20 protein-coding genes are annotated in these 26042 nt (G+C 65.5%); 5 read left to right on the plus strand and 15 right to left on the minus strand.

The genetic code is table 11. The features are described 5' to 3' along the window. Window positions 1–88 precede the first annotated feature (88 nt). From ACTOXK_RS01505 to ACTOXK_RS01515, 3 genes are all read right to left on the minus strand, one after another. Complete coding sequence (locus ACTOXK_RS01505; RefSeq protein ID WP_482277203.1) at window positions 89–616, minus strand: type II TA system antitoxin MqsA family protein; 528 nt, start codon at window positions 614–616, stop codon at window positions 89–91. Continuing rightward, window positions 613–954 carry a hypothetical protein gene (locus tag ACTOXK_RS01510; RefSeq protein WP_482277204.1) on the minus strand — a complete coding sequence of 114 codons (342 nt, stop codon included), beginning with the start codon at window positions 952–954 and terminating at the stop codon, window positions 613–615. Before ACTOXK_RS01510 ends, ACTOXK_RS01505 begins: the two co-directional genes overlap by 4 nt. 296 nt (window positions 955–1250) lie before the next feature. Next, a complete protein-coding gene (locus ACTOXK_RS01515) occupies window positions 1251–4670 on the minus strand; it encodes an SNF2-related protein (RefSeq protein ID WP_482277205.1) in 3420 nt (1139 codons plus the stop codon). Window positions 4671–4938: 268 nt separating this feature from the next. On the opposite strand from ACTOXK_RS01515, the gene ACTOXK_RS01520 reads away from it, so the two are divergent. Then, window positions 4939–5358, plus strand: coding sequence for a YgdI/YgdR family lipoprotein (locus ACTOXK_RS01520; protein ID WP_482277206.1), 420 nt, complete (start codon window positions 4939–4941; stop codon window positions 5356–5358). 201 nt (window positions 5359–5559) lie between these two features. Here the strand turns inward: ACTOXK_RS01520 and ACTOXK_RS01525 are convergent, their stop codons facing one another. The 5 genes from ACTOXK_RS01525 to ACTOXK_RS01545 form a co-directional block, all read right to left on the minus strand. Beyond that, window positions 5560–7344, minus strand: coding sequence for an ABC transporter ATP-binding protein (locus tag ACTOXK_RS01525; protein ID WP_482277207.1), 1785 nt, complete (start codon window positions 7342–7344; stop codon window positions 5560–5562). A gap of 2 nt (window positions 7345–7346) precedes the next feature. Beyond that, a complete protein-coding gene (locus ACTOXK_RS01530) occupies window positions 7347–9491 on the minus strand; it encodes a HelD family protein (protein ID WP_482277208.1) in 2145 nt (714 codons plus the stop codon). A gap of 122 nt (window positions 9492–9613) precedes the next feature. Beyond that, window positions 9614–10033 (minus strand): peptide deformylase, encoded by a 420-nt coding sequence (locus ACTOXK_RS01535; RefSeq protein WP_482277209.1) that lies wholly within the window; start codon window positions 10031–10033, stop codon window positions 9614–9616. Between the two features lie 224 nt (window positions 10034–10257). Beyond that, window positions 10258–11280: a hypothetical protein gene (locus tag ACTOXK_RS01540; RefSeq protein WP_482277210.1), complete on the minus strand. Its 1023-nt coding sequence runs from the start codon at window positions 11278–11280 to the stop codon at window positions 10258–10260. Between the two features lie 101 nt (window positions 11281–11381). Further along, window positions 11382–12239, minus strand: coding sequence for an MBL fold metallo-hydrolase (locus ACTOXK_RS01545; RefSeq protein WP_482277211.1), 858 nt, complete (start codon window positions 12237–12239; stop codon window positions 11382–11384). 460 nt (window positions 12240–12699) lie between these two features. Here ACTOXK_RS01545 and ACTOXK_RS01550 point away from each other — a divergent pair, with 460 nt between their 5' ends. After that, window positions 12700–13962 carry a Rid family hydrolase gene (locus ACTOXK_RS01550; protein WP_482277212.1) on the plus strand — a complete coding sequence of 421 codons (1263 nt, stop codon included), beginning with the start codon at window positions 12700–12702 and terminating at the stop codon, window positions 13960–13962. A gap of 133 nt (window positions 13963–14095) precedes the next feature. On the opposite strand, the gene ACTOXK_RS01555 is transcribed toward ACTOXK_RS01550, so the two are convergent. From ACTOXK_RS01555 to ACTOXK_RS01565, 3 genes are all read right to left on the minus strand, one after another. Further along, complete coding sequence (locus ACTOXK_RS01555; protein WP_482277213.1) at window positions 14096–16438, minus strand: ATP-binding response regulator; 2343 nt, start codon at window positions 16436–16438, stop codon at window positions 14096–14098. A gap of 192 nt (window positions 16439–16630) precedes the next feature. Beyond that, entirely contained in the window at window positions 16631–17089 is a 459-nt protein-coding gene (locus ACTOXK_RS01560) for a hypothetical protein (RefSeq protein WP_482277214.1), read from the minus strand. Between the two features lie 109 nt (window positions 17090–17198). Beyond that, on the minus strand, window positions 17199–18689 hold the full coding sequence (locus tag ACTOXK_RS01565) for a helix-turn-helix transcriptional regulator (RefSeq protein WP_482279830.1): 1491 nt from the start codon (window positions 18687–18689) through the stop codon (window positions 17199–17201). Between the two features lie 266 nt (window positions 18690–18955). Between ACTOXK_RS01565 and ACTOXK_RS01570 the strand changes: the two genes are divergently transcribed. Next, window positions 18956–20635 (plus strand): FAD-dependent oxidoreductase, encoded by a 1680-nt coding sequence (locus ACTOXK_RS01570; protein ID WP_482277216.1) that lies wholly within the window; start codon window positions 18956–18958, stop codon window positions 20633–20635. Window positions 20636–20700: 65 nt separating this feature from the next. Here ACTOXK_RS01570 and ACTOXK_RS01575 read toward each other — a convergent pair whose 3' ends face one another. Continuing rightward, entirely contained in the window at window positions 20701–21156 is a 456-nt protein-coding gene (locus tag ACTOXK_RS01575) for a hypothetical protein (protein ID WP_482277217.1), read from the minus strand. 136 nt (window positions 21157–21292) lie between these two features. On the opposite strand from ACTOXK_RS01575, the gene ACTOXK_RS01580 reads away from it, so the two are divergent. Further along, on the plus strand, window positions 21293–21694 hold the full coding sequence (locus tag ACTOXK_RS01580) for an MGMT family protein (protein ID WP_482277218.1): 402 nt from the start codon (window positions 21293–21295) through the stop codon (window positions 21692–21694). Here ACTOXK_RS01580 and ACTOXK_RS01585 read toward each other — a convergent pair whose 3' ends face one another. Further along, the gene (locus ACTOXK_RS01585) at window positions 21695–22813 is read right to left on the minus strand and encodes a DUF1648 domain-containing protein (RefSeq protein WP_482277219.1); all 1119 of its coding nucleotides are present in this window, start codon (window positions 22811–22813) and stop codon (window positions 21695–21697) included. Then, entirely contained in the window at window positions 22810–23283 is a 474-nt protein-coding gene (locus ACTOXK_RS01590) for a GntR family transcriptional regulator (RefSeq protein WP_482277220.1), read from the minus strand. Before ACTOXK_RS01590 ends, ACTOXK_RS01585 begins: the two co-directional genes overlap by 4 nt. Window positions 23284–23440: 157 nt before the next feature. Between ACTOXK_RS01590 and ACTOXK_RS01595 the strand changes: the two genes are divergently transcribed. Continuing rightward, complete coding sequence (locus ACTOXK_RS01595; RefSeq protein WP_482277221.1) at window positions 23441–24433, plus strand: CPBP family intramembrane glutamic endopeptidase; 993 nt, start codon at window positions 23441–23443, stop codon at window positions 24431–24433. Window positions 24434–24506: 73 nt separating this feature from the next. On the opposite strand, the gene ACTOXK_RS01600 is transcribed toward ACTOXK_RS01595, so the two are convergent. Then, window positions 24507–26021, minus strand: a complete 1515-nt coding sequence (locus ACTOXK_RS01600) for a DNA-deoxyinosine glycosylase (protein WP_482277222.1) — start codon at window positions 26019–26021, stop codon at window positions 24507–24509. Between the last annotated feature and the right edge of the window lie 21 nt (window positions 26022–26042).

The raw sequence follows: 26042 nt of genomic DNA on the forward strand, positions 1-26042 counted from the left end.
TCGCCGTTGGGGCGAGGCATTCCCGCCCCTCTCTTTTTACGGTGGGGCGTTGCTTCTCAGGAGATGAGTCGCTAGCCCGGAGAATGCCTCAGAGAAGCAGCGGAACGGACGCAGCGATCGGGTGGAACGCGAGCCGCGCAGGGCGATCATCCTTCAAGTCGAGGCACTTTCGCACCTTCGCTCGCGATGCCTTCGAGAGCCTGTCGCCATTGAGGCTGAACAGAATCTCGGCGCCTTCCTTCGTGGAGGCCATGCGCATCGTATTGCTGTGCAGCTCGTCAGGCAAAGTACCTGCTTCGTACTTCGTAACCGTCTGCTCCCCGAAACCCAAGAAGAGGCTGAACTCGCGCAAAGAGAGGCCCAAGGTCTTCCGGATTGCCTTGATTTCCTCAGGCGTGATAATCCCCTGCTGGGCGCGGTAAGCGGCAAAGGCGGCTTCGAAATTCCCCTTCTCGACTCGCGAGTCCCCGATGTCCTCGCCGCAAAGAGGGCAGACGGCAACCTGAGCATCGAACGTCGTCGGCGCCCCCCGCACGGGAAGCGTCTCCCTCCTTGCCACAATTTGGGCCGTCACAGGTTCATCGCAGATAGGGCAGAACGTGTCGATGCAGTTCATTTCGGCTCCTCACTGTACAGCTTCACCGACAGGCACTTGCACCTGTCAACTCTCATGGAAATTGAAATCTTAAGGTAGAGCTTTCCCTGAGGATGCTCGGGCGAGAACTCGGCAACCGTCCATTGCTGCGCGTAGCGCGCATCGCGATCGGGTTCGGGGCCGTCGAAGCAGTCTTCGGGTGACAGCGCCAAGATAATCTCCTCGACAGTCTCAACATCGACACCCCGCTCTGCCATGAAGCGCTCCGTAGCAGCACGCGGCACGAGAATGAACCCGTTCTTCCGAATAATACGCTTAGCCTCTTGGAGAAAAAGTTTGACCTGCGCCTTCGATTTCATTCCATCGCCCCCAATTGTAATCACATAATTACAAAAGTCAAGATCTCTCTACTATTATAGCAAACATTTGTACGCTTAATATCACAAACATTTGTTTTCTTTTGAGGGGACTTAAGCTAGCGACCATTCGAAATGCAGAAAGCCATGCAGCCAGTTAGGAAAGCACGCGTTGGCCGGGGAGCAAGACGGACGAGCAGACTCTCCCTGCCGAAAAATCCAGCACGAAACCCATTAGCCCTCATCCCAAAAGCTCGGCCGAGCGATCACGGGTGAGGCCGGCCAGGGTATTGGTACCTTTAGTCGTCCAGGCCCAGCAATGCCGCCAACCGCTCGCGCGTCAGGCCGGCCAGGGCGTCGGCGCCGGTGGCGGCCACCACGGAGTCGGCCAGGTCGCGCTTGGCCTCTTGCAGCGCCACGATGCGCTCCTCGATGGTGCCCTTGGCCACCACCTTGTACACGTCCACCTCCCGCTCCTGGCCGATGCGGTGGGCGCGGTCGGTGGCCTGGTCGGTGGCCGCGGCGTTCCACCACGGGTCGGCGTGCACCACCACCGAGGCACCCGTGAGGTTAAGCCCCGTGCCGCCGGCCTTCAGCGACACGAGGAACACCGGCGTATCGTCGACGTTGAAGCGCTTCACCAGTTCCACCCGCTCGCGCTTGGGCGTGGCGCCGGTGATGGTGAAGTGCGCGAGCCCCCGTCGGTCAAGTTCGTCGGCCAACAGGGAAAGATAGCCGGTGAACTGGGAGAACACCAATACCTTGCGGTCGGCCTCCTGAGCCTCGGCCACCAGCTCCATGATGGCGCCGAGCTTCTCGGCACCGCCCCGGTAGTTCTCGAACACGAGAGCCGGGTCCAGCGCGATCTGCCGCAGACGCGTGAGCTCGGCAAGCACCTCAACCGAGCTCTTCTCGGCCTCAGCCATATGCCCGCGCCGGTTCGCCCGCGAGGCGTTTTGGCGCTTCTGGGCGTTCAGGTCCTCGCGCAGCCGCTGCTCGGCCCCGTCGTAGAGCCGTCGCTGCTCGGCGCTTAGAGGCACATAGCGCACCAGTTCGGTCTTCGGCGGCAGATCGGTGAGCACGTCGGCCTTGCGGCGGCGCAGCAAAAACGGCTCCACGAGCGCCCGCAGGCGGGCGGCCGCTTCCTCGTCTTCCCCCAAGATACCCAGTTCATAGCGCTCGCGGAAGCGCTCGTAGCTGCCGAGGAGCCCGGGCATGAGGAAGTCGAAGATGCTCCACAGCTCCGAGAGGCGGTTCTCGATGGGCGTGCCCGTCAGCGCGAAGCGCAGCGGAGCGCGCAGGCGCTTCACCGCACGGGTCGTCTTGGTGGCGTGGTTCTTGATGCGCTGGGCCTCGTCGAGCACCACCATGCCCCAGCCGACCGGCTGCAGAAAGGGACCGTCGATGCGCACGCGGTCGTAGGAGGCCACGATGACAGCGGGAACCTCGCCCGCAGGGGCGCCGTCGCCGGCCGCCTCCGCGCCGCGCCCGATCACGCGCCCCTCCCCTTCCCCAGCCGCCCGGGCCACAAGCATCTCGCGCTGGACGCGCGTGCCCTCCAATGCCGCCACGGGCATATCGGGTGCGAAGCGGGCGAACTCGTCGGCCCAGTTGAACACGAGGGAGGCCGGACACGCGATGAGCACCGGACCGTCCAGCTGCCCCGCATTCCGCAGGCTCTGCACGAGCGCAATGGTCTGGAGCGTCTTGCCGAGGCCCATCTCGTCGGCGAGGATGCCGCCGAAGCCGAGGGAGGCGAGCCGCGCAAGCCAGCGGAAGCCCTCCAGCTGGTAGGGGCGCAGCGTGGCGGTCAGATCCGCCGGGGGCGCCACGGGACGCGCCGGCTCCCCCACCCGGCGCAGATAGTCCTCGAAGGACGCATCGCGCACCGCGTCGGCGTATTCCCGATCGAGGTAGAACGCCTGGTAGGTGGGAATCTGCGCCGTGCCGTCCAAAAGCTCGTCGGCCGACACCCCCAGATCGCGCACCATCTCGCCGAGGTGCGCCACATCGCCCTCGGCAAGCGCCACGATGCGCCCGTCGCTCATGCGGTGGAAGCGCTTGCGGCGGCGCAGCGAGGAGAACATCGCCGCCAGCTCGTCGCGGGACACGTCGCTCTCGCGCACGTCCATCTGAATGAGGTTCGCACGCAAAGACAGGCCAATCTGCACCCGCGGCGGCCGCTCCACCACGAGCCGGTCGAAGGCCGGGGTGGTGAACACCTCACCCGCGGCGCGGAACTGCGCGAGGCCCCCGTAGAGCAGCTCGCCGGCCAGATCGGCCTGACGCAGCGGCAGCGTCATGGAGCCGTCGAAGAACTGGGCGGCCAGCATGATGCCGGCGTCCTCCAGCGCCTGATCGCGGAAAGGCTGCTGCGAGGCGGGGCGCAGTTCGGGCTTCTCGCCCGAGTCGGCGGGGCTCGCCAGCACCACCTCGCGCTCGCCATAGAACGCCTTCACCGTCAGGCGAATGAGGGCCGCCTCCTTCCTCCCGGTCTTATCGAAGTAGAAGGCGAGCGTGCCGGCCACCGGCCGCAGGGCCTCCCACGGCTCGGGCAGGCGCACGTCCACCGCGGCCTCCAGCACCGGGAGCGCCCGCCGGCAGAACGCCGCCCCGTCGCTCTCGGCTACGAAGGCCGCGCCTCCATCGGCAAGGCCCGCTTCCCGCAGAAACGCAAAGGCCGCCGCCTCGGCGCCCTCCACCCGCACCGCTACGCCGTCGGCGAGCACGTAGGCCCGCTCCAAGCCGCGCACTACCAGCACCGGCTCCGTCAGGCGCACATCGTAGCCGCCATCGACGGCGTCGAACAGCAAAGCCTCAAGCGGCGCGTCGGCGCCCACGCGCCACGACTCGGCCACCGCCCCTTCGACCGCGCCGGCATTCCCCCTACGGCGCACAAGCGTGAAGGCTCCCTCGCCGAGGGCGTCCAGCAGGGCCACCACCTCCGCCTCGCGCACCCGCACCTCGCGCTTGCCCGCGCCGGCGGTGCGGAACGTGGAGCCGCCGAAGATTCGCTCGTCGGGAAACAGCTCGGACACCACCCGCACTACTGCACGGGAGCGCTCGTCAAACGCCTCGAGGCGATGGGCGAAGGCGAGCTTCTTGCCGTAGGCGTGCAACGCGCCGTGCTGCACGTGGTGCGCGAAGGCCTCGATGTCGCGCACCTGGTAGGTGCCGCGCACGCCAGCTACTGCCAGATGCAGCGACCAGAGGCGCCCGTCGTAGATGAGCTCCACGTCCAGGCGCACGCTGCCGGGCGCCACGCCCAGGGCCGCCCCTTCCGCACTGCGCGAGCCGAGGGCGGGCAACCCCGCCGCACTCCCCTTCCCCTCGGCCAGCAACCGGCCCAGGGCCTCGCTCGTGCGCCGCGCTACCGGAACCGCAACGCGCGCGGCACCTTCCTCGAAGCTGCGGGGCTGGGCGAAGTAGGCGGTCACCAGGGCCACGCAGTGCTTGCACAGCCCGTCGAAGCGGGCGATGGCCGGGCAGGTGCACTCGTAGTCGACGATGCGCGACTCGTAGTCGCCGAACATCACCGAGACATCGAAGTAGTCGGCGATGCCCGAGGCCGAGGCCACGCGGGCGGAGATCACCGTCACGTCCCCATCGCGGCGCACAATGCGCCCCGCGATGGACTTCGCGCTAGCCGCAATGCCCACGCCCCGCGACACGGCGCGCGAATCGGCATAATCGGCCAGCTTGATGCCTCCGACGCCCACAGCATCCTCCTTCCCACAGCGAATTGCGAACACTTGAGGTTACCACAACCGCGCGCCTCGCAACAGGCACATCCGGCTTCCCGCAGAGGAGGAAGGGAGACTGACACCGCCGGGCCACTTCACCGCGCGCGAACCCCGCGGCCGCCCGAAACGCCGCGCCCGGCGGCACCGTGTGCGAAAATACGGTCGCGCGGATGATGGTTACGGTGCCCATCATGCTAGAATTCTCCCGCAATCCCATCGCGCCCCGAGAATCGAGGAGACACCCATGCGCCGTATGCTTCTTGCCCTCTGCCTTGCCGTCAGCCTGGCCGCCCTGGCTGGCTGCTCATCGAACCATCCCATCACCAAGGCCGGCGAGGCCTGCGCCTCCTGTCACAGCGACGGGCGCGAGGCGGTACAGGGGCAAGCCGCCGACGCGGCACTCGGCAACGCGACGGAGACGGGCCTTACCTTCGCCGTGGAAAGCGGTGCCGACAAGGTGTACCTGTGCACGGCAGCCATCGCCGATGGCGGCACCATCGTGCCCGCCCAGATGCGCGCGCTTTCCGCCGATGAGCTCGGTGCTGTTACCGTGAGCGAGCCGGGCGCCTACGCCCTCTGCACCGGCGAGATCTCCAGCCCCGCCTCGATCACCCTCGTCAACGCCACCGAATCCGGCCCCGCTGACGCCGTCGTGAAGCTGTAGGGAAGAAAGTCGTTATATCGACAGGCACCTTGCGGCGCGGGGCGTCACGCCCCGTGCCCCTCCCCCATGCGCCCTGAAATTCCAAGTTGGCAAAACGACATGGCTCCGAACTTCACCCACAAAGTGGGAAAGTTCGGAGCCAAAAAGCAACAAGATCGGCAAACCCAGCGTGGTGCGAAGAAGGCAGGGCCGCCACCAACCCTACTCTTCCCCGTAGGCGCCGGTTTGGCGGTTCCAGAGGCGGGCGTAGTCACCGCCCTTGGCCACCAGCTCGGCGTGGGGGCCGTCCTCCACGATGCGCCCCTCGGACAGCACCACGATGCGATCGAGGCTCGCCACGGTGGAAAGCCGGTGGGCCACGACGATGGCCGTGCGGCCCTCCATGAGGCGCGCGAGGGCCTCCTGCACCGCGGCCTCGCTCTCGGAATCGAGCGCACTCGTGGCCTCGTCGAGCACCAGGATGGGACAGTCGGCCAGCATGGCCCGGGCAATGGCGATGCGCTGGCGCTGGCCGCCCGACAGCTTGATGCCCCGCTCGCCGGTGATGGTGTCAAAGCCCTGGGGCAGCTTCTCGATGAATTCCAGGGCGTTGGCCGCCGCAGCCGCCGCCCGAATCTCCTCCAGGGTGGCATCGGGCCGCCCATAGGCGATGTTCTCGGCGATGGAGCGATGGAACAGCAGCGCCTCCTGGGGCACATAGGCGATCTGGCGGCGCAGCGACTGCTGGGTGATGTCGGCCACGTTCTGGCCGTCCACCAAAATCTCGCCCTCCTGAATGTCGGCCAAGCGCAGCAGAAGCTTCGTGAGCGTGGTCTTCCCCGAACCGCTCACGCCCACGAGACCCACTCGCTGACCGGCGGGAATGCGCAGGTTGAAGTCGCTAAACACCTGCGTCTTCACATCGCCGTCGGTGTACCAGAAGTTGATGTCCGTAAAATCGATGTCGCCCAATTCCACGGAAAGCGGACGCGCCCCGGGCTTATCGGCCACGAGCCGCGGCTCGTCGAGCACCGCCGTCATGCCGCTCGCGTCGCCAAAGGCCTGGTTGATGCGCTGGAGCCCCGTGTTGATGAAGTTGAACTGGTTCGTCACCGTGTTCGTATAGGTGAACATGAGGATGACCGTGCCCGGCGTGATGCCGAACCAGGCGTTGCCGCCGGATATGAACACAGTCACCACACTCATGATGACCACGGTGATGGCCGCCGTGGTGATGCCGCGGGCTAGAGAGGCCCGCATGCGCTTGGAATCGCGGGCCACCACCTCGCGGTTCGCCGTGTCGAACAGCCCGCGCTCGTAGTCCTCGCGCCCATAGGTCTTCACGGCCAGGATGTTCGTAACCGCATCGGACAACTCGCCCGACAGCTGGTTTTGGGCGCTGGCAGCCTTCTCGTTCAGGTGCAGAATGCGCTTGTACATGAGGTAGGACACCACCGCGTACACCGCGAGCATCGCCATGAGCACCGCCCCGTAGGCCGGCACCACAGGAAACAGGATGAGGCACGTGAAGGTGATGGAACAGAGAATCGGCAGAAACGGGAAGTTCATGATCTGAAGCAGTTGGGAATAGCCGGCCATGAACTTCGTTGTCTGGCTCACGAGCGTGCCACCGAAGCGGTTGGAGTGGAACGACAGCGACTGGTTGCACAGGCAATCAAAGGCCATGGTGGCCAGGTCGTAGTTCACGGCGATCTGCAGCTTCCACAGGGTGTAGTCCTGCAATTTGGAACAGGCCTGGCCAGCGAAGTTGATACCGATGAGCGCGGCGATATAGGGCCCGAACACCGTGAACACCTCGTCGGCGGCCACAGGCGCCGCGCTGATGCGGTCCACGATGAGGCTCATCACGTAGGGGTTGCCGTAGGTGAGAAACCCGCAGAAGCCGATGGTCGAGACGATAAGCGCCACGAACAGCCCCAGATGGTTGCGCGTCGCCAGCCAATAGTAGTGCAAGCTCCGCATCGTAAGCGATTGCTTCTTTACCATAATTACCTCAACAATTCCGTCAGAGGACCGCAGCTGAGAATGGTCAGGTGGCGGGTGGCGCGGCTGATGGTGGTGTACAGGCGCCGTCGGGCGATGTCGCTGGCCGGAAAGACGCGAGCGCTTGCGTCGGGGACGATGACGCGGTCGAATTCCAGTCCCTTCGCCAGCTTGAGCGGCACGATCACCACGCCCTCGGCCGGCAGGCTGTCACCCTCGCCGAGCACGGCGGCCGACGAGGCGTCCTCGGCCGTCAGCAGCTTCGCCAGGCGGCGCGCCTCGCTCTTCCACGGCACCACCACAGCCGTCAGGCCGCCTGCCTCCCCCGCAGCCGCCACGGCATCGGTCAGAGCCGTGCGCCAGGCTGCCTCGTCCGGACACGCAACGATCTCCGGCGCGGGCGCCTCCCTCTGCACCGAGGACACCTCCATGGCCTCGCCGGCGGGCAAGAGCCGCGCGAACAGATCGGTGATAGCCGGGGTGGAGCGGTAGCTCGTCATGAGACGGCACGCGCTTACCGGCCCGCGCTCAGCCTCGAACACCGCACGAATGCCGTCCCAGGCGGCGGTGCCCTCGGCGATGGCCTGGTTCGGGTCGCCCAGCAGCAGGAAGTTCGCCCGGCGGAAGTAGCGGGCCATCACGGCCAGCTGCCCTTCGGAGTAGTCCTGCACCTCGTCGATCATCACGTACTTCGCATCGGGGTTGCCCATGCCCGTGAGCGCCATCTTCAGGTACACCCACTCCACCGAGGTGAGCCCGTCGCTGCCCAGAAGGCGCCGCCCCACCCGGTCCACATCGAGCCAGCCCATGGTGCTCACGGCCTCGATGGCATCGGCGTGCTTGTCCTCCAGATACACGAGGGAAAGCCGGCGAGCCTCCTCCTCGGTCTGAGGATCGAAGGTCTCGCCGAACAGGCGCAGCTGCTCTTCGATGGACAGGTCGGCCACCTCGTCGTGGGTGGATTCCAAAGCGGCGAGGGACTTCAGCCGCGCCCCCAGGCGCACCTCCAGCTCCTCGCCCATGAGCGTCGCGCGATGGGGGCCGGCCGGCACGGCGGCGAACTTCATCGACACCTTCTCGACGGCGTCACCGCCCAGCAGGCGCACCCCCGCGCTCACGATGTCGCGAAAGTCGCTGCGATCGAACTCGAAGCCCGCGAGGGCCGCGTCGATGGCCGCAAGGCGCTCGTAGGACACCTCGCCCTCCCCTGCGCCGCGGCCGGCCGGCAGCAGCGGGGCCAAAAACTGCGCCCAGGTGAGGATCTCGGGGTTGCGCTCGCCCAAGTCGGGCAGCACCCGGTCGATGTAGCGGCCGAACACCGGGTTCGGCGAGATGAGAAAGACCTGCGCGGGATCCAGCGCGCCGCGATGCTGGTAGAACAGGTAGGCGATGCGCTGCATGAGCACCGAGGTCTTCCCCGAGCCCGCCACGCCGGCCACTTGGAGCACCGGCACGTCCTCGTGGCGCACCACGGCGTTCTGCTCCCGCTGAATAGTGGCCGTGATGGCCTGCATGTGGGCGGAACGGCCGCGGGAGAGCGAGGCCAGCAGCAGCTTGTCCTCGATGGCCACATCGGAGTCGAAGTAGCTGAGCAGGCGATCCCCCTGAATGTCGAACTGACGACGGCGCTTCAAGTCCACGGCGATGGTGCGCCCGTCGGCCACATAGGAGGTGGGGCCCATGACCTGGTTGTAGTACACCTCGGCCACGGGGCTGCGCCAATCCACCACGAGCCGCCGATAGTTCTCGTCCGAGATGCCCGCCGAGCCGATGTAGAGCTCCTTGGCCGGCTGGCCTTCCTTGAACTGAAGCTCTATCTTCGCGAAGTAGGGCTCCCGCAGCAGCACCTCGGCCGCCCGCAGCCGCTCGGCCTGCACCGAGTTGGCCATATCGTGGGCCTCGATGATGTTGTTCATGGCCACGATGTCGGCATGGGTCTCCAGCATGTCGTCCCAGGTGGCGAAGTTCACGGCCAGCTCCTCGGCCATGGACTTCTTGTCCTGGGCCGCCTGGGCGGCTACCGCCTCCATGGCGGCCACGGCATCGCGGGCAATGCCCTTAAGCTTGCCATGCACCTCGGTCAGGTGCGCCTGCTCGGCGGCGAAGACGGGGTCGGCGGCCTCAGTGCCCGGTGCGGCGATTCTATTCAATACGCTGTCCTCCTCGATTACGCTCCCTCAGATGCACGATGCCAGGCCCCGCCATGCGGGGCCTGCAAAATTCGCCCGTTGCCTCTGGCCCGATGGGGCCTTGAGACTTACGGCCGGAGCTATTAGACGAGAATGCCCTCGCAATGGTCGATCATGTGCTGGACGGCCTGGGCGGCGTTGCCCTCGAGCTTCTTCTTGGCCGGCACGAGCTTGCCGTCCTGGAAGCGGTCGTAGCTCACGCGAATCCAGTCGTAGCGCTGCACCGCCGTGGGCTCCTCGCGGGACAGGCAGGCCTCCACCGCCGTGTAGGGCTTCAGCTTCTGGGCCACCTTCGGGTTGTACATGACCACCGGGCGCCCCGCCTCGTTCAGATAGGCGACGATGCACTTCGTCTCGCCGATCTGATTGGCAGCCAGGCACACCGCCTCGTCGCTGGCCAGCAGCGTCTCCACCAGGTCGGTGCCGATGGAAGCGTCCTCGGCCGTGGCCGGCTCGCAGGGCTTCGACAGGATGTCCTCGTCGGTGATGATCTCTTTAATCACAGGGGCTCCTTTGCGTCGGCGGCGGCTCGGGCCACCGCGTCTTCTGGAAAAATGCGACTATCGAGTATACACCACCGGCGCCCCGCGCACCCCCGCGCGACCGTGGCATTTTCAAGGTATTGCCCCGCAGTTTATCGGGTATCGCCACGCCGGGCACCCCGTTGGCGACGAGAGGCACTATAATAAAGATGCAAGCCCCATCCCGGGGCTTTTTCCATGGTCTTCTACCCCTCCATGGCCAGGGAATATACCACGCCGGCGCCGTAGAGTTTGCCGAAGAAGTACTTATTGCTCGCCGACTCGTCGGACACGTACACCCGGCCATCGTAAGACTCGATGCCCTCGGCCATGGGCGGCGCCGCCACATCGGCTCCCAAACTGCGACCGTCCAGGCAGTAGAGCGGCACCTCGACGCCATCGGCCGCAAACGTGCCCGTGGGGGCCAGACGCGCGATGTCGTAGGCCAGAAGGTGCGAGGGGGCGATGCCGTAGGACTGGGACAGCACGAGGCGGTTCTCCCCTGCCGTACAGACTCCCTGAATCATGCCGGGAATGGAATAGACCCGCTCGGGCAGGGCGGCCACGCCGAAGGGGGCGTTGGGATCCAGCGGATAGGCGTACATGACCGCCGGGTTCTCCGTGCCGTCAGGAGTGGCGATGTGGTGGCTTTCCGGTGTCTCGTAGTCGCCGGGGTAGTAGAACTCGCCCGTGAGCAGCGTGTCGCCCTCGATATTCATGAAGGCCGGGGAGAAATCGAGCTCGGCCCGGGCTAAGGCCCGTACCGTGGCACCGTCGGCGGCCGTGGCCACCTCCTCGGCATCGAGCACGAGATAGCCCCCATCGCAGGCCAGGTAGGCATACTGGTCGGTGCTCGTGATGGCCGAGCCGTGGCCCTGGTACAGCTCGCCGTCCGGCGTCTGCACGAGCAGCCGCACGATGGCGCCATCGGCGGCCCGGCGATAGAGCGGCGAGGGACCGTGGTCGGCCATGTAGCCGCTGAACAGCCACGCATCGCTCCCCTGGAGGTGATCGAGGTCCTGGCAGACGAAGCCGCTGTCCACCCCGGGTATGGAGAATTCCCGCTCAGCTTGGTTGTAGAAGGACCCGAAGGTCACGCGCACGTACAAGTTGAGCCCGATGACCGCCGCCAGCGCCAGGGCGGCCACCGAGGCCAAGACGATGCCGACGATCTTGAGCACCCGGTTCCGTCCGATGCCCGACGCGGGGCGCACTGCGCTCTCAGCCACAGGAAGCTCCTTTCCCAGGGCCGCCGCGCAACCCCGTGCCTCACGCTATGGGCCCAGCATAGGGCACCGTCGCCTCGGGAAGGGCGGTGCGGGCCGATCTGTCACGCCACGGTAATGGGACGGTCCTGGAAGGCTACCGTCACGCGCACCTGCGGTGCCAGAGCCGGAGCCGCTTCGGCAAGAGTCCGCTCCAGCGTCTCGCGGGGCAGGCGATAGGTGTTGTTCTCTTGAGACACGTGCATGGCCACGACGGCCTCAAGCCCCTCGTGGGCCAACGCCGCCAGGGCCCGGGCGGCCTGTTCGTTGGAAAGATGGCCCCGATCCGAGGCGATCCGCTGCTTGACCGGATAGGGATAGGGCCCCTCCCGCAGCATCCGCTCGTCGTGGTTGCTCTCCAGGGCCAGAAGGCGCACCCCCGCCAGGGCCCGGGCGGCCCCGTCGGTCAGAAAGCCCGTGTCGGTCACGAAGCCGAGGGCATCGGACGCGATCTCGGGAGCAAGCGCCCCGCCCTCCCCCGCCGACGGCGCCGGCTCGTCGAAGCGGAAGCCGAAGGAGGCGGCCGCATCGTGGGAGGTGGCGAAGGGACGCACGACCAGACCCGCCAGGGACAGTCGGTCGCCAGCGGCGAAGACCCGGCAGGAAGCGCCCACGCTGGCCACGGCATCGCACAGGGGCGCCGAGGCCGCCAGCACCGCCTCGCTCGCGTACACCGCCGGGCGCACGCCGGCCTTCGCCAGGCCCCGCAGCACCACGCCGAGGCCCTTCACATGATCGCCGTGGTCGTGGGTGATGACGACGGCGGCCAGACCCGACAGGTCGAAGCCGCAGGCGGCGGTTCGCTCGAGGAACTCCCGCTTGCAGATACCGCAATCCACGAGCACGCCCTGCCCAGTGCGCCCGTTCTCCACAATGGCCGCGTTGCCGCGGCTCCCGCTGGCCAGCACGTGCAACTTCATCATTCCGCCGTCGCTCCTCTCGATCGAGAGGCCATCCTAACGCGTCGGGGCCGCAAGGCGCGCCGCCTCCAAGGTATCCCCACAGCCCCCGCGCTCCCCAACCGCACCGCAGGCCGCCATCGACCTCGCTCGCAGGCTGCAGCCGCCCACACCGCACGCCGCAGTCGGCCGCACTCGCAAGTCGCCCTCGCACACCGCTCCCAGACGCAACCGCGAGCTGCCCGACCGGCCGATCCCGTCAACACCGCAGCGCGAGAGACGGCGCACACAAAAGGAATATTTTTGTTCAAGTGCACTATTTGTTGGTGATGACCTGTGGTTTCTTTTCCGCTTGATGCCTGACAGTCCGTCAAATACCTGCGTATGGGCCCTTTATCGGCCAACGGCATTGACAATGACCCTTCCCGTAAAGTTTAATGCACTTGCACAAAACGGTGCATATTCTACCTTGAAGGGGGTACCAATGACCGATCCGAACGTGGTAGTGGCCCGCAACACCGAGAAGGCGCCCGTGAGCGACCTCTATTCTCAGACCGTGGCGTTCTCCCACTACAACAACCTCTCGGCCCAGCTGCCCATCGACCCGGCGACGGGCACCATCGTGGCCGGCGGCGCCGCTGAGCAGGCCGAGCAGTGCTTCAAGAACCTGCAGGCCATCGTGGAGAGCATCGGCCACGACATGAACGACATCATCCGCGTGTCCATCTATCTGGCCGACATCATGGATCTGAACGCCGTGGAGAAGGTGCAGGCCTCCTTCTTCCCCACCTACCAGCCCGCCCGCACCGTGGTGGCCGTGGACGGCCTGCCCCAGGACGCCCTCGTGTTCATCGAGGCTCTTGTGGATAACGGCGAGGGCACCCAGTCCGTGCCCCAGGCCGGCGACCTGGTAAAGCTCACCAACAACACCCACAACGCTCCCTATGACGCCGCCTCCACCCAGACCGTGGCGTTCTCCCACTACAACAACATCACCATGCAGCTGCCGCTGTGCCCGAAGTCGGGCCGTCCGATCCTCGGCGACGTGGCCGCCCAGACCGCCCAGTGCCTGCGCAATGTGAAGGCCATCCTGGAGTCCGTGGACGTGCCGCTGGACGACATCGTGAAGGTGACCATCTTCGTGAAGAACCTGGCCGATATGGAGGCCGTGGACGAGGTGTACAAGACCTTCTTCCCCGATTCCGGCATCGCCCGCGCCGTGAACTACCTGCCGGCCCGCACCGTAGTGCCCGTGAAGGACCTGCCCTTCCACTGCGACGTGGCCGTGGAGGCCGTGGTCTCCCATGGCGACGGTACCCCGCCCCAGGCCATCGAGGACCGTCACGGCCTCATCATCGAGGCGAACAACACCGACGCCGCCCCGAAGTGCCCCTTCGCCACCCAGACCGTGGCCTTCTCGCACTACAACAACATCTCCGCCCAGCTGCCCTTCGGTGCTGACGGTAAGCTGATCGCCGGCGGCGTGGCCGAGCAGACCGCCCAGTGTCTCGCCTACGTGAAGGCCATCATCGAGTCGGTGGACCACGAGGTGAACGACATCGTGAAGGTGAACGTGTTTTTGGCCGACATGGCTGACCTGGACGCCATGAACGAAGCCTACGCCGCCTTCTTCGGCGACCACAAGCCGGCCCGCAAGGTCGTCGGCTGCGGCGAGCTGCCCTTCGGCGCCCGCGTCATGATCGACGCCATCGCCGGCAACTGGGAGGGCACCCCGCCCATCGCCTAAGTTTCGCCCATCGCTGAAACGCCAAGGGCTCGGGATTGCTCCCGAGCCCTTTTTGCTCTGCTGAAACGATGCGGCCGAGGCGCGGCGGCGACCGGAACAGCCCCCTCGCGCCTGCGCCGAGAAACGGCAATCCCTACTTCTCGGGAATATGCTCGGCCAGCAGCGCGACGAGCGCCTGGGTGTTCAGGGGCTTGGTGGTAAGGGCGGTCATGCCGGCTTCCCGAGCGCGGCGCTGGCCTTCCTCGAAGGCATCGGCCGTCTCGGCGATGATGGGCAGCGTGGTCGCATCGGGGCGGTCGAGAGCGCGAATCTCGCGCGTGGCCTCGTCGCCATCCATGCGGGGCATGCGCATGTCCATGAGCACGGCATCGTAGTAGAACGGCGCCACCGAGGCCACCTTGCGCACCGCCGCATCGCCGTCGCGGGCCTCCTCCACCGTGAAGCCGTAGCCTTTCAGAATTTCCACGAGAATCTCCCGGGACAGATCGTCATCGTCCACCACGAGCACCTTGCAGCCGGTGAAGTCGCGACGGCATCCCTCCATCGCCTCGGCGGCCTCGCGGGCCTCGGCCACCTCGTCGGGGTCGGCCAGGCGCAACGGCAGCGTGATGGTGAACCGCGTGCCGCGGCCCACGACCGACTGTACCTCGATGGTACCGCCCATGAGATCCACGAGGCTCTTGGTGATGGTCATGCCGAGGCCGGTGCCCTCCACCTTGTTGGCATAGCCGAGCCCGTCGCGCTCGAAGGGCATAAAGAGGCGGTCGATGAACTCCGGCGTCATGCCGCAACCGGTATCGGACACGGTGATGGCATAGGTGCCGAAGCCGCGCGGGGCGTCGTCGCCCTCGGAAAGCGTCACCGTCACAAGGCCGCCCGCCGGCGTGAACTTCACCGCATTGCCCACGGTGTTCACGAGTATCTGGTTCAGGCGCAGGGGGTCGGTGACCACCTGACCGTGGGCGAGCCTTCCCACGTCCACCGTAAGATCCACGTCGGAGGCCGCGGCCTTCTCGCTGAACATGGCCTCCACCTCGGCCAGGGCCTCGGACAAATCGAGGATATCCTCGTTGAAGGACATCTTGCCGCTCTCGATGCGGCTCACATCCAGGATGTCGTTCACCAGGCTCAGCAAATGATCGCTCGATCGCATGATCTTGCGTAGGCAATCGCGCACGCGATCGGTGTCGTTCAGGTGGTCCAGCGCGATGGAGGCGAAGCCCGAGATGGAGTTCATGGGCGTGCGGAAGTCGTGGGACATGTTGGTGAGGAAGGTGGACTTCGCCTGGCTGGCATGCTCGGCCAGATCCAGGGCGTTCTGCAGGGCCAGCTTCTGGCCCAACTGCTCCCGCATCTCGCCCGTGACATTGCGCGCGGCCAGAATCACCTTGGAACGCGGCCGCGGCAGCCGGATGATGCGCAGCTCCACATACTGCTCTTCGTCACCGAACAGACGGCGGTAGCCCACCGAGAAATCGCTCTCCCCATCCTCCAAGCGCTTCCACAGGGCATCGGGGCCCACCTCGGCGCGCACGCGCGCGCGATCCTCCTCCACTACGTAGGTGTCGATATAGCGCTCCATGGCAGCGGGATAATCGCCCTCCGACTCGCTTGCCAGGGCGAATTGGATCTCGTCGCCCTCGCCGTGGCGATACACCTCCAGATCGTTAGTCTCCAAATCGACCAGGTACAGAGCGAAGTTCTCGGCACCTAAGCTATCGATGATCTCCACGTACTGCTCGCTGCGCTGCTCGGCTTGCTTGGTGCGGGAGAAATCTTCCAGGAAGCCGTAGGCGAAGCGCTCGGAATGGCCCGTGTGATCGAGGCTGATGCGCAGCCACCGGCCGTCGGCGAGCTGACCCTCCTGGTAAAGGCTCGTGCGGTCGCCGAGGAAATTCTCCATCTGGTGGCGCAAATCATCGCCCGCGGCCGGGCCGAACGTGCGCTCGATGAACTCCGCCAGGCTGATGTAGTCGGTATCAACGCCGCTCTGCTCGCGAGCCGAATCGGTGAGCAGCATCTGACGATAACGCATATCGAAGAAGAACAGGCCGGCGGCGGCCTTGTCGAGAGAGCGCTGGGCCGGCACGATCCAGCTCGTCACATCCTGCAGGGTGAAGGCGAACAACCCCTCGCCCGCCACGGGAAACACCTGGGCGCGAAAGAACTGCCGCAGCATATCGGAGAGCGTCTCGAACTCCACGGACTTGCCCTTGTAGGCAGCCTCGTAGAAGTGGTCGAGCCAAGCGGGGTCGCCGCCCCAGATGGTGTACATGCCCATGCCAACGAGGTCTTCCGCCCTATGATCGGTGATGGCGGCCATAGCGGGGTTCAGGTAGCGATAGACCGCGTCGTAGGGACGGCCCTCGCCGTCCACCAGCACCTCGGCGACGCCGAAGGGCAGCGGGCTCCGGTCGAACGTCGTCGCCCAAACCTGCAACATCTCATCCATGGTACGCTCCCATTGACAGATCATCCGAAAATCCTCCGCTGGTGCACTATTACAGTGTAGCACTTTCTGATTAAAAGGGTCATCTGACCGCCTATCATACCCGTATAATGCCTAGATTCAATATCTCTCATTCTCTTATGCGGTTGCACAAAAAGAGCCCGCCGCATAGCGCGACGGGCTCTCCATTTCCGCGTAGGGAAGCGTTTTCGCAGGTCTTTAGGCCTCCGGGGTGGCCTCCTGCTCGGCGCCCTGCTCAGTCTCGCTGGCGGCGGCGGGAATGTCGCCGCGCTTGAAGTGCATGTTGTCGTCGCCATAGCTCATGACGAGCTCGTCACCCTCCAGCTTGGCCTGCTCCGTCGAGCCCTCGAAGGTGAAGGACACGGTGGTGGCGTCCTTGGCCTCCCAGGTGCCCTGCATCTCGCTGCCCAGCACGTTCAACACGCAGGAGCCGTCCTCGTTGAACTGCATGTAGATGGACATGCCGAGCTCGGCAGCCTGGTCCATGATCTCGGGGGTCACTTCCTGACCGTCCACGTTGCCGCTGGTGAGCACCCAGTTGCCCTGGAAGTTCGCGGCATTGTCGGCGGAATTGCCACCGCCGCCGCAGCCCGTGAGAGCCACGGTCAGGGCAATCGCGCAAGCTGCCACAGCGAAGATCTTTGCCTTCAGTTTCATTCCCGCTCCTTCAATCGGTTGATAATCCTGTCGACCCCTTTGCGGCCAACTTAATCATGATAATGCTTATCGGAATGATCGGCAATAAGCAGCTGACACGCGGGTTCGCTCAGCGGGGCAGGACAATTTCAATGAGCTCGTTGCGACTGTGGATATCGAGCTTTCGGTAAATGCTCTTGATGTGGGTTTGCGCCGTTCCCGTCGAGATGTACAGACGGCTCGCAACCTTCGAAAGACTGTAGCCCTGCCCATAGAGCCACGCCACCTCCGCCTCGCGCTTCGAGAGGCCGTATCGGCCGACGACCTCGGGGGCAATGGCATCGGGCCACTCCCTTTTCGCATCGGGCACCGTCTCGCTTGCCGCCACCGACTCGCGGTTGAGGGACAACGCGCCGAACGTGAGCGTGAGCAGGGCGAGCAAGAAGAACAGACTCAGCAAGATGCTGCGGCCGCCGAGCGAGGAGAAGAACTCCTGACTTTCCGTAGCCGCCAGGGGAACGATGAGATAGCTTATGGTCCAGGAGGCGATTTCGGTAAGCACGCCGCACACCAGAAAGAGCCGGCAGGTGCGCACGCGCTCGCTCGCGGCAATGCCGCACAACAGGATCCACAGCAGGAAGTCCAGCCCGCTCCGAGCAACGACGACGATATGGCCGCCGAGCGCGTAGGACTGGCTCGCAACGATGACCGCCATGCCGACGAAGAAGAGCAGGACGAAGAAAATCCAGCACAGGAGCGTGAGGCGCTCGCCTTCGGCATATTCGCGCTTTTGGAGGCCCGCGCCCTTCAGAACGCCGGCCCCGGCAATGCCCTTGGTGAACTTATAGTAGCGATAGGCGCATATGAGGCAAATGGCCACGGCCAGCAGCAGGGAAATCGCCCGACGCATGCTGTAGGGCATCGAGGCGGTCGAGAAGCCGTTCATGCCGTCGACGATGCCGCGCGTAACGCTTCCCACCAGCAAAAACGCGATGAAGAGAACGACGTAGAGCAGCTTGTAGCGCGGGATGGCCTTGGCGGATCGCTCCTCGAAGCCGCCCTCCGCCTGAGGCAGCAGGTAGAGGCAGAGCCCGCAGGCGAGCGGCAAAAGCTCGACCAAGAACACAAGCAGCGCGGGAAAGAGGCTTTTTGCGACCGTAAACAGGAGCAGGCTCAGCAGATACGAGATCGAGAGCACGAAAATGGTCTCGAGCGAATAATGGCGCGAGAAATAGGAAGCCCAGCTAAGGTACAGCGCGAGAAACCCCACGGTGAAGAGAAGCGTGCAGACCCAAAACGCGACCGGCGAGGAGAACTCCTCCGTGGTGCCCATGACGATTCCGAGCGTACCCAGAGCCGAGCATGCGAGCGTGCCCACTTTATGCTCGACGAGGAAACGCTCGATTCTGCGGGCGAGAAGGAACGCCAGCGCGCCGAACCCGAAGAGCACCGCGAGAAATACCGCGAATTGAGAGGCCTCTATATCCCCCAGCGCAACGGTGCCCTCCACGGGGAACATGCGCTGCATGACCGTTTGATGGCGGAACAATGCCCAGAAAAACGTCATCCCCACGATGACGAGCAGCCGTTCTTTATCAAGGAGTCTTTTCATGGTGCCCATGATACGTGTTTTTCGGAGGGAACGCTACGAGACGGGGCCGCGATCTTGTAATCCCATGGTTTATGGGAGCCCCGACCAGCTGATTTATCGCCGTTTATGGGAAGTCAGAAGGGGTGGGCTCCCCCTACAATGCCGAGGTGTGAAGGGCAGCCGGAATCCCCCGTTCCATAACGCCGTGGCCCTATCGGCACTGCGAGGCGATGCTGGGCAACGGGCCTGCGAACCCGTGGATACGCGCTGTGTGAGGACAAAGCAAGGAGGAGACAATGAACATCGACCGTCGAAACTTTCTGAGAGGCGGGGCGCTCATGGGCGGCGCAGCCATGCTTGCCGCCGTGGGCTGCGCACCCGCTGCCCAGGGCGGCAAGGACGGAGGCTCTGAGAGCACTTTGCCCGAGGGCGTGACCGACGCCTTCGTGGAAGAGTCCATGATCGAAGTGGACGAGATCCCCGAATTTGCCAAGGAGGAGACCTACGATATCGTGGTCATCGGCGCGGGAACAGCCGGCGTGCCCGCCATTTTAACCGCCTTGGAGGAGGGTGCCACCGTTGCCTGCCTCCAGCGCGAGGACAGCGCCCAGGCCAATGGCAATGGCTCGTCGGGCATCATCCTCGAAGAGTCGAATCCCCTGGGCATGAAGCAGTACTTCCAGGCATGGCGCAAGTCGGGCGGCTACCGCATGCAGAGCGATCTTCTTCAGCTGTTCATGGACCATTCCGGCGAAACCGCCATGTGGATCCTCACACGCTCGGACGAAGAGGGATTCCCGTCCTACAACGTTTCCGCCACCGCCAACAAGTACGAGGGCGACAAGGGCACCTGCACGGCGGTCTTGAAGTCCTACGGCCCGAAGCCGGACAACCACGGCACCCTCATGCGCACCCTCGCCCAGCGCGCCGAGAAGGAAGGGGCCGTCTTCTACTACAGCACTCCGTGTGTGCAGCTTCAGAAAGACGAGTCGGGCCGCGTAGTCGCCGCCATCGGCAAGAATTCCGACGGCTATGTCAAGCTCATCGCGAACAAAGCCGTCATCATTGCCGCCGGCGACTACCAGAACAACGAGTCCATGGTCGAGACGCTATCTCCCGACGTCGTGCGCTTTGGCCGCAAGCAGTCCGGCCGCACCGGCGACGGTATCCTCATGGCCGTTTTGGCGGGAGGCCGCATTTGCCCAGTGAACCATGCGAAGACCATGCACGACATGGACGCCCAGCCCATGCTCCTCACCCGCAAGCCCTTCATGGCCCTCGACGAGAGCGGCAAGCGCTTCATGAACGAGGACATTCCCATGGAGAGCTGGGACTTGGCCCTACGCGAACGGTCTCTGGACGTCGAGGATCCGGGCCGCTTCGTGCGCATTTTCGACAACGACTACCAGGCGAAATACGAATTGCCGCCGTCGATGGGCGTAAAGACGCTGGAGAACTACGTCCCCGGGCTCAAGGAAGACCCCGAGAACGTGTATCCCGATCTCACCGATACCTATCGCGCCGACACCCTTGACGAGTTGGCCGAGCAGCTCGGCATTCCCGCCGACGCCCTGAAAAAGAGCGTCGAGGACTGGAACGCGATGTGCGAGACTGGCGAGGATCTGGAGTTCGGCCTGAGCTCCGAGCTCATGAAGCCCATCGACACGCCGCCGTACTGGGGCACGCGCCAGTGGATTCGCTGCTCGGCCATCAATTCCGGCATCGAGGTCAACGGGAACTGCCAGGTGGTCGACGAGAACAGGGAGCCGATTCCGGGCCTGTACTCCGTGGGCTCGGGCGCGGGCAGCGTATGCGGCGGCCTCGAGTGGAACCTCGCCCAGGGCGGTCTGTGCTGCGGCATCTACATGACCATGGGCCGCTACGCCGCCATTCACGCCCTCACCGGTGCCATGGAGCCGAAGAGTCCCATGAAATACGAGGATTGCAAGCATTACTGGGAGAAGAAGGGCAAGTAGCCCCTCCCCGCACTATACCCTCCCCTCAAAGGCCAGGCGACCCGCCTGGCCTTTTTCGTTCGCCCCTACCCCTCGCGCACCTTCCCCGTGACCGGGCAGGTGATGAGGCCGTCCCGGTGTACGTAGTGCACGATGAACCCGATGCCGGCCAGGGCCAGGGCGATGCCGAGTCCCGTGTAGAAGAACGCGATGAACCAGCCGGGCACCAGGTGGAAGGAGCGCAGGGCGATGCCGCCGCCCATCATGACGGCCATGATGATGTAGCCCTTCACATCGAAGAACCGCAGCACGTGCATCTTCTCCTCCCCATAGCCGCGAATGCGGGCCGCATGCTTGCCCACCAGCTTCGAGAACATTCTATGGAAGACGAGGAACGTGGCGGGAATGCCGATGAGCAGCAGCCACAGATTGCCCTGGCCGGCGGCGATGGCCTCGATGCCCATGCGGGCCACCTGGCTTCCGGCGATGAGCCACACCGCCGCCGCGATGAGCAGCAGGTACTTGGAACGAACTTTGAACATAACGGACCTTTCGGGGAAAGCGGCACCGAGCACCGCGTGGTTTTCTCAGCGCACGATACCACCGCGCGCCCTCGGGAGCCAGAAACTGCGCTATGCTGACAGCAAAACTTCAACGGGCGTCCACGGAAGGTCGGTCATGGGAGATTTCGCCAATCGGGTATTTGCGGTGGTGCGACGCATCCCCGCGGGGAAGGTGGCCACCTACGGCCAGGTGGGGCGCATGATCGGGGCGCCGCGGGCGGCCCGCTACGTGGGCTATGCCCTGCACGGCAACCCCGAGCCGGGCACCGATCCCGGTTGCATCCCCTGTCACCGCGTGGTGTTCAAGGACGGGCGCATGGCCACGGGCTTCGCCTTCGGCGGCCCCGACGAGCAGCGCAAGATGCTGGCCGCGGAAGGGGTGGCCTTCGACGAGGAGGGCCGCGTGCTCATGGACGTCTACCAATGGGACGGCCACAGCGGCAACGAAGAGGGCGACGGCCCCGCAGGACCGCCGCCCGATTTCGATTGGGAAGCCGAGTTGGGCGACTTCCAATAACTAGGTGAACAAGATCGCCGCGGCCACGAAGCCTGCGACCACGAGCACGAAGCCGGCGACGAGCGCCCAGGCGGCGGGGCGGCCCCAGTTGATGGTCCAGCCGATGCCGAAGCGCTCGGGCAGAAAGAGACTCGCGTCATCGCGGTTCACATAGAAGATGCCGAGCTTCCAGAAGCGGTCGTCGTCGCGGGGCATCGTGGCGCTTTGGCCCACCCGCGCGATGAGCCGGCTGCCGTTCTGGCCGTAGATGAGGCTCACAGCCAAGCTGGCCACCACCACGATGATCACGATGAGGACGATGGGTACGATCATCTGCTCCAACGTGAGCACGCCGACGAAGACGAGCTCCATGAGCGGGCCGATAAAGCTGATCATGAGCCCCATGGCAACGAGCATGATGCTCTGAGCCCGGGCGAACATGGCGTAGGCCCACGCACTTGCCGCCGGCGCGGCCGGGTCGCTGCCCTTCTTCGAACGCAGAATCATCCATTGGGACAACAAGAAGCAGACGGCCATGAACACCGTGAACAGCACGGGAAAGGCCACGACACCCGGTGATTTTTCAGCCCAGCGGGATACCCCGCCGGAGAGATTGATCTGCATGGGAATCTGATCGGGCATGGTAGCGTAACCGGCCACGCCGATGGCGATGGTCACGGCGATGACGGGCAGGTACAGCAGGCCCCACTTCAGCGAGAGCGGCCGCGGAAACGGCTCATTGCCGACGAAGCCCACCGCCCGGGCGCCTTCGGCCTGCCAGCCTTGGACGCGCTTGTAAGCTTGCACGCGACGGCGAAAATACAGCATGAGGCCGTAGCCGATAACGCACAGGGCGAAGATGCCCACGATGAACACCGGCAAGGCGGCGTGCTGCGGATCGATCAGGCACGCCGCCACCGTGGCCGTGGTGGCCAGCGCCGTGAGCGCCAACATCGCCGCCAGGTAGATTCGCTTGAGTTTCCGCAGATGAGGATCGTTAACGGCAGCGTCGGGCACCGTAACGGCGAAGCATTCGCGCTTCGGCATGAGATAGGGCGTCAGCGCCATGAGAATGCCGGTAACGGGCAGCACGAGCCCGAGCATTCCCAGCAGGAGCGAAGCAGTGGGCGCAGCAGTCATGAGCAGGCCTTCCTTTCAGGGGAATCAGAAGCAGTTGCGGAATGGTCGGCCGTGGCGTCGGCGGTGGCTGCGGGACGGTCGGCAGCCCCGTAGGCGCGGTCCGCTTGGGCGGCAGCCGCCTCCAGGAAGGCCGCACGCGTGCCCCCGCGGGCACGGAAGGCCAGGGCCAGGCGGAACAAGTCGTCGCCCATCTTCGCCTGGGCAGCCTCGGTGCCGAGAGTTCCCTCGGCCGCAGGGTCGGCTATGACGGCGCCGGCGCGGCCGCGCATGGTCACATAGCCCTCATCACGCAGCACGGCATAGGCCTTGTTCACCGTGTGCAGGTTGATGCCCAGGTCACTCGCCAGAGCCCGCACCGAGGGAAGCGACTGGCCCGGTTCCAGGGCGCCAGTGGCGATGCCGGCGACAATCTGATTGCGAATCTGCACGTACAACGGCTCGGGTGACGACCCGTCGATAGTCATGAGCATGGATGCCTCCTTTCCGAACTGGTTGCGCGGGATGCAGCGCGGCCGCCGGGCGAAGCCAGCACGGCGTGCACCATCCCGCGTTGACATTTTGTTCTAGTCACATTATAACAAATTGTGTTATAGTTGCAATAGAACAAATCAACCGAAAGGAGTGACTATGAAACGCGCGCTCATCTTCCTCGCCGTCACCTTCGCCATCACGTACCTCTACGATTTCCTCGTAGTGTATCCCATTGCCCTGGGAGAGGCGCCCTACGCCAGCGCCTTCGTCTCCGCTGAGTTGACCTATACGGCGGCTGTGGCCGTCACCATGCTCTTCCCCGCCCTCGGTGTGGTCATCACGCGCCTCGTCACTGGCGAGGGCTTCGCGAACTGCGTGATGAAGCCCAAGCCGGTGCGTCAGTCGCTGCCCTGGTTCGCCGTGGCCTGGTTCGGGCCCACGCTGCTCGTGATCGCCGGTGCCGTCGTGTACTTCCTCCTGTTTCCGGGCGACTTCGACCCCACAGCCTCGGCGTTCGTGGAGGCTCAGCGCGCAGCGGCCGAGCAGGCTGGCATCGACGGCGCGTCTTTGGCCGCCCTCGATGGGATCGTCGCCAACCCCCTCCTGCTGGTGCTCCCCCTGCTGGGAGCCTGCGCCATCGCGCCGGCGCTCAATATCGTGGCCACCTTCGGCGAGGAATGGGGCTGGCGCGGCTATCTGCTACCGAAGATGGCCCGCCGCCTGCCCATCGTGCCCACCCTGCTGATCACGGGTGTAGTCTGGGGGTTGTGGCACGCGCCCCTCGTCGCCCTCGGCCACAACTACGGCACGGGCTACCCCACGGCGCCCTTCGGCGGCATCGTCGCTATGTGCCTGTGGTGCATCCTGCTGGCCGTGTTCCTCAGCTATGTGACTATCCGCACCGGCTCCACCCTGGCAGCCGCCTTCGGCCACGGCGCGCTGAACGGGGCCGCCAACGGCGCCATCCTCTTCTCGCTCACCGGCGGCAACCCCTTCATAGGGCCCACCTGCACCGGCATCGTGGCCGGTTTGCCCCTGCTGGCGGTGGCGGCGCTCATGCTGTGGGATCTGCGCCGCCGCGAGAAGGCCGGCACCCTGGCCGTGCCCGAGGCAGGCCTTCCCGACGGGGTGCGGAAAGAGCGCCGGTAGGAGCCGCAACGGACCAGAGCGAACAGGCCGGCCCAGAGCGAATCGGCCGGCACCGTGCCAGGGCACCCCACAGTCAGTCTGCGGGGCCGTCGAGAAGCGGCTCGATATAGGCAAGAGGCGCCACGCGAATGCGACCGCAGCAGGACGCGGGAACGAGCGGGGCGCCCGTCGCGCCCGCGGTGCCTGCCGCGACGGCCGCGCCTGTTGCGTCTGCCGCGCCGGCCGCGGCCACTCCCCCCTCGACCGTCCCCGCAGCGGACGGCTCGCCTTCGGTAGCACCCTGCCCGTCGGTGCCTCGATCACGGGAAATGTACAGGCCCGGTTTGGGAACGATCATGGTAACCGTGAGATCGGCCACCACCGTATCGACGGCGGTCGCGCCCGTTTGGGCCGAAAGCCCGCTCGGCACGTCGGCTGCGACCACTACGGCACCCCGGGCATGGGCCTCGTTCAGGGCCCGGATCCATCCGTCGAAGGGCGGCCGCACCCGTTCGTGGGAAAAGCCCGTCCCGAGTAGTGCGTCGATGGCCACCGATGCCCCAGCGAGCCGACGGGCCACCTCCTCATCGGTCGGAGCGACGATCACCTGGCTCGCCGGCCCCAATGCGGCTGCGGCGCGCACCGCCGCCGTGCGGGCCGGCTCGGCGGTCAGGGCCTCGGGAGGCACCGCCGTCACAAGGCGCACGGGAATGCCCCAACGGTCCAGGTATTCCCCGGCCACCCAACCGTCACCCCCGTTGTTGCCGTTCCCGCAGAGGATGACCACGGGACGCGGATCGGTCTCGCCGCTGCCCGGCACGGCCACCGCGCCGCTCTGGCACGGCGCCATTGTCCCGCCATCGCACGGCACCATCCCAGCGACCGCTCCCCTCCCCGGTTCCTCCAGCAGTTTCCGCACCTCGAAGGCGAGAAAGCGACCGGCACGGCGCATCAGTGCGTCCAAGGGAGTGCCCACAGTCGCGATGGCTCGTTCGAGGGCCACCACGGCGGCTACATCCAGCACCGGCGGATCGAAGGGCGTGACGGCCGCGGCCAGAGGACGGTAGGCCTCCACGAGCCGCGGCAGCGACCAGCTGGCGTTGGCGGGGCTCGGCGAGGGCAGCGGCGCCGCCGGCAGCCCGCAGGCAGCCTCGCACAGCTTCCCGTAGAGGCGCGTCGCCGTGGCCCCCGTGCAGAACACCGACCGCACCGGGGCTCCGTTCAGAATGCGGGACAGATCGTTGGGCCGGCCGTTGGCGATGGAGGCATCGGAGGCGCCCACGATATCGCAGGAGGCCAGCACGTCCCACAGGGCGATGTGGTGCCGAAGCAGCAGATCGGCGCGCTCGGCGTTGTCCTCGGGCACCGGCTCGTCGAACAGCGCCGCCAGCACGCGCCAGAACCGATTCTGAGGATGGCCGTAGAAGAACCCCGCCTCCCGCGATTTCGGCGAGGGCATCGTACCCAGCACGAGCACCTCCGACCGCCCATCGAACACCGGCTCGATCCCATGCTCCACCGGCTGCGGTTGCGAAGCCGCAGACTTTGCGCTGGATCGCCTGTGACCGTCGCCTTTTGCTTCGGCCGTTTCCGTCGAAGCCTTCGCCATGGCATCCTCCCTCGCTAGTTG

Source organism: Adlercreutzia sp., assembly GCF_056795635.1.

What these genes read in the sequence shown, in the direction of transcription:
- ACTOXK_RS01505 (WP_482277203.1), bottom strand. Translation starts at nt 616, where the DNA reads ATGAACTGCATCGACACGTTCTGCCCTATCTGCGATGAACCTGTGACG.
- ACTOXK_RS01510 (WP_482277204.1), bottom strand. Translation starts at nt 954, where the DNA reads ATGAAATCGAAGGCGCAGGTCAAACTTTTTCTCCAAGAGGCTAAGCGT.
- ACTOXK_RS01520 (WP_482277206.1), top strand. Translation starts at nt 4,939, where the DNA reads ATGCGCCGTATGCTTCTTGCCCTCTGCCTTGCCGTCAGCCTGGCCGCC.
- ACTOXK_RS01525 (WP_482277207.1), bottom strand. Translation starts at nt 7,344, where the DNA reads ATGGTAAAGAAGCAATCGCTTACGATGCGGAGCTTGCACTACTATTGG.
- ACTOXK_RS01545 (WP_482277211.1), bottom strand. Translation starts at nt 12,239, where the DNA reads ATGATGAAGTTGCACGTGCTGGCCAGCGGGAGCCGCGGCAACGCGGCC.
- ACTOXK_RS01550 (WP_482277212.1), top strand. Translation starts at nt 12,700, where the DNA reads ATGACCGATCCGAACGTGGTAGTGGCCCGCAACACCGAGAAGGCGCCC.
- ACTOXK_RS01555 (WP_482277213.1), bottom strand. Translation starts at nt 16,438, where the DNA reads ATGATCTGTCAATGGGAGCGTACCATGGATGAGATGTTGCAGGTTTGG.
- ACTOXK_RS01560 (WP_482277214.1), bottom strand. Translation starts at nt 17,089, where the DNA reads ATGAAACTGAAGGCAAAGATCTTCGCTGTGGCAGCTTGCGCGATTGCC.
- ACTOXK_RS01565 (WP_482279830.1), bottom strand. Translation starts at nt 18,689, where the DNA reads ATGGGCACCATGAAAAGACTCCTTGATAAAGAACGGCTGCTCGTCATC.
- ACTOXK_RS01570 (WP_482277216.1), top strand. Translation starts at nt 18,956, where the DNA reads ATGAACATCGACCGTCGAAACTTTCTGAGAGGCGGGGCGCTCATGGGC.
- ACTOXK_RS01575 (WP_482277217.1), bottom strand. Translation starts at nt 21,156, where the DNA reads ATGTTCAAAGTTCGTTCCAAGTACCTGCTGCTCATCGCGGCGGCGGTG.
- ACTOXK_RS01580 (WP_482277218.1), top strand. Translation starts at nt 21,293, where the DNA reads ATGGGAGATTTCGCCAATCGGGTATTTGCGGTGGTGCGACGCATCCCC.
- ACTOXK_RS01585 (WP_482277219.1), bottom strand. Translation starts at nt 22,813, where the DNA reads ATGACTGCTGCGCCCACTGCTTCGCTCCTGCTGGGAATGCTCGGGCTC.
- ACTOXK_RS01590 (WP_482277220.1), bottom strand. Translation starts at nt 23,283, where the DNA reads ATGCTCATGACTATCGACGGGTCGTCACCCGAGCCGTTGTACGTGCAG.
- ACTOXK_RS01595 (WP_482277221.1), top strand. Translation starts at nt 23,441, where the DNA reads ATGAAACGCGCGCTCATCTTCCTCGCCGTCACCTTCGCCATCACGTAC.
- ACTOXK_RS01600 (WP_482277222.1), bottom strand. Translation starts at nt 26,021, where the DNA reads ATGGCGAAGGCTTCGACGGAAACGGCCGAAGCAAAAGGCGACGGTCAC.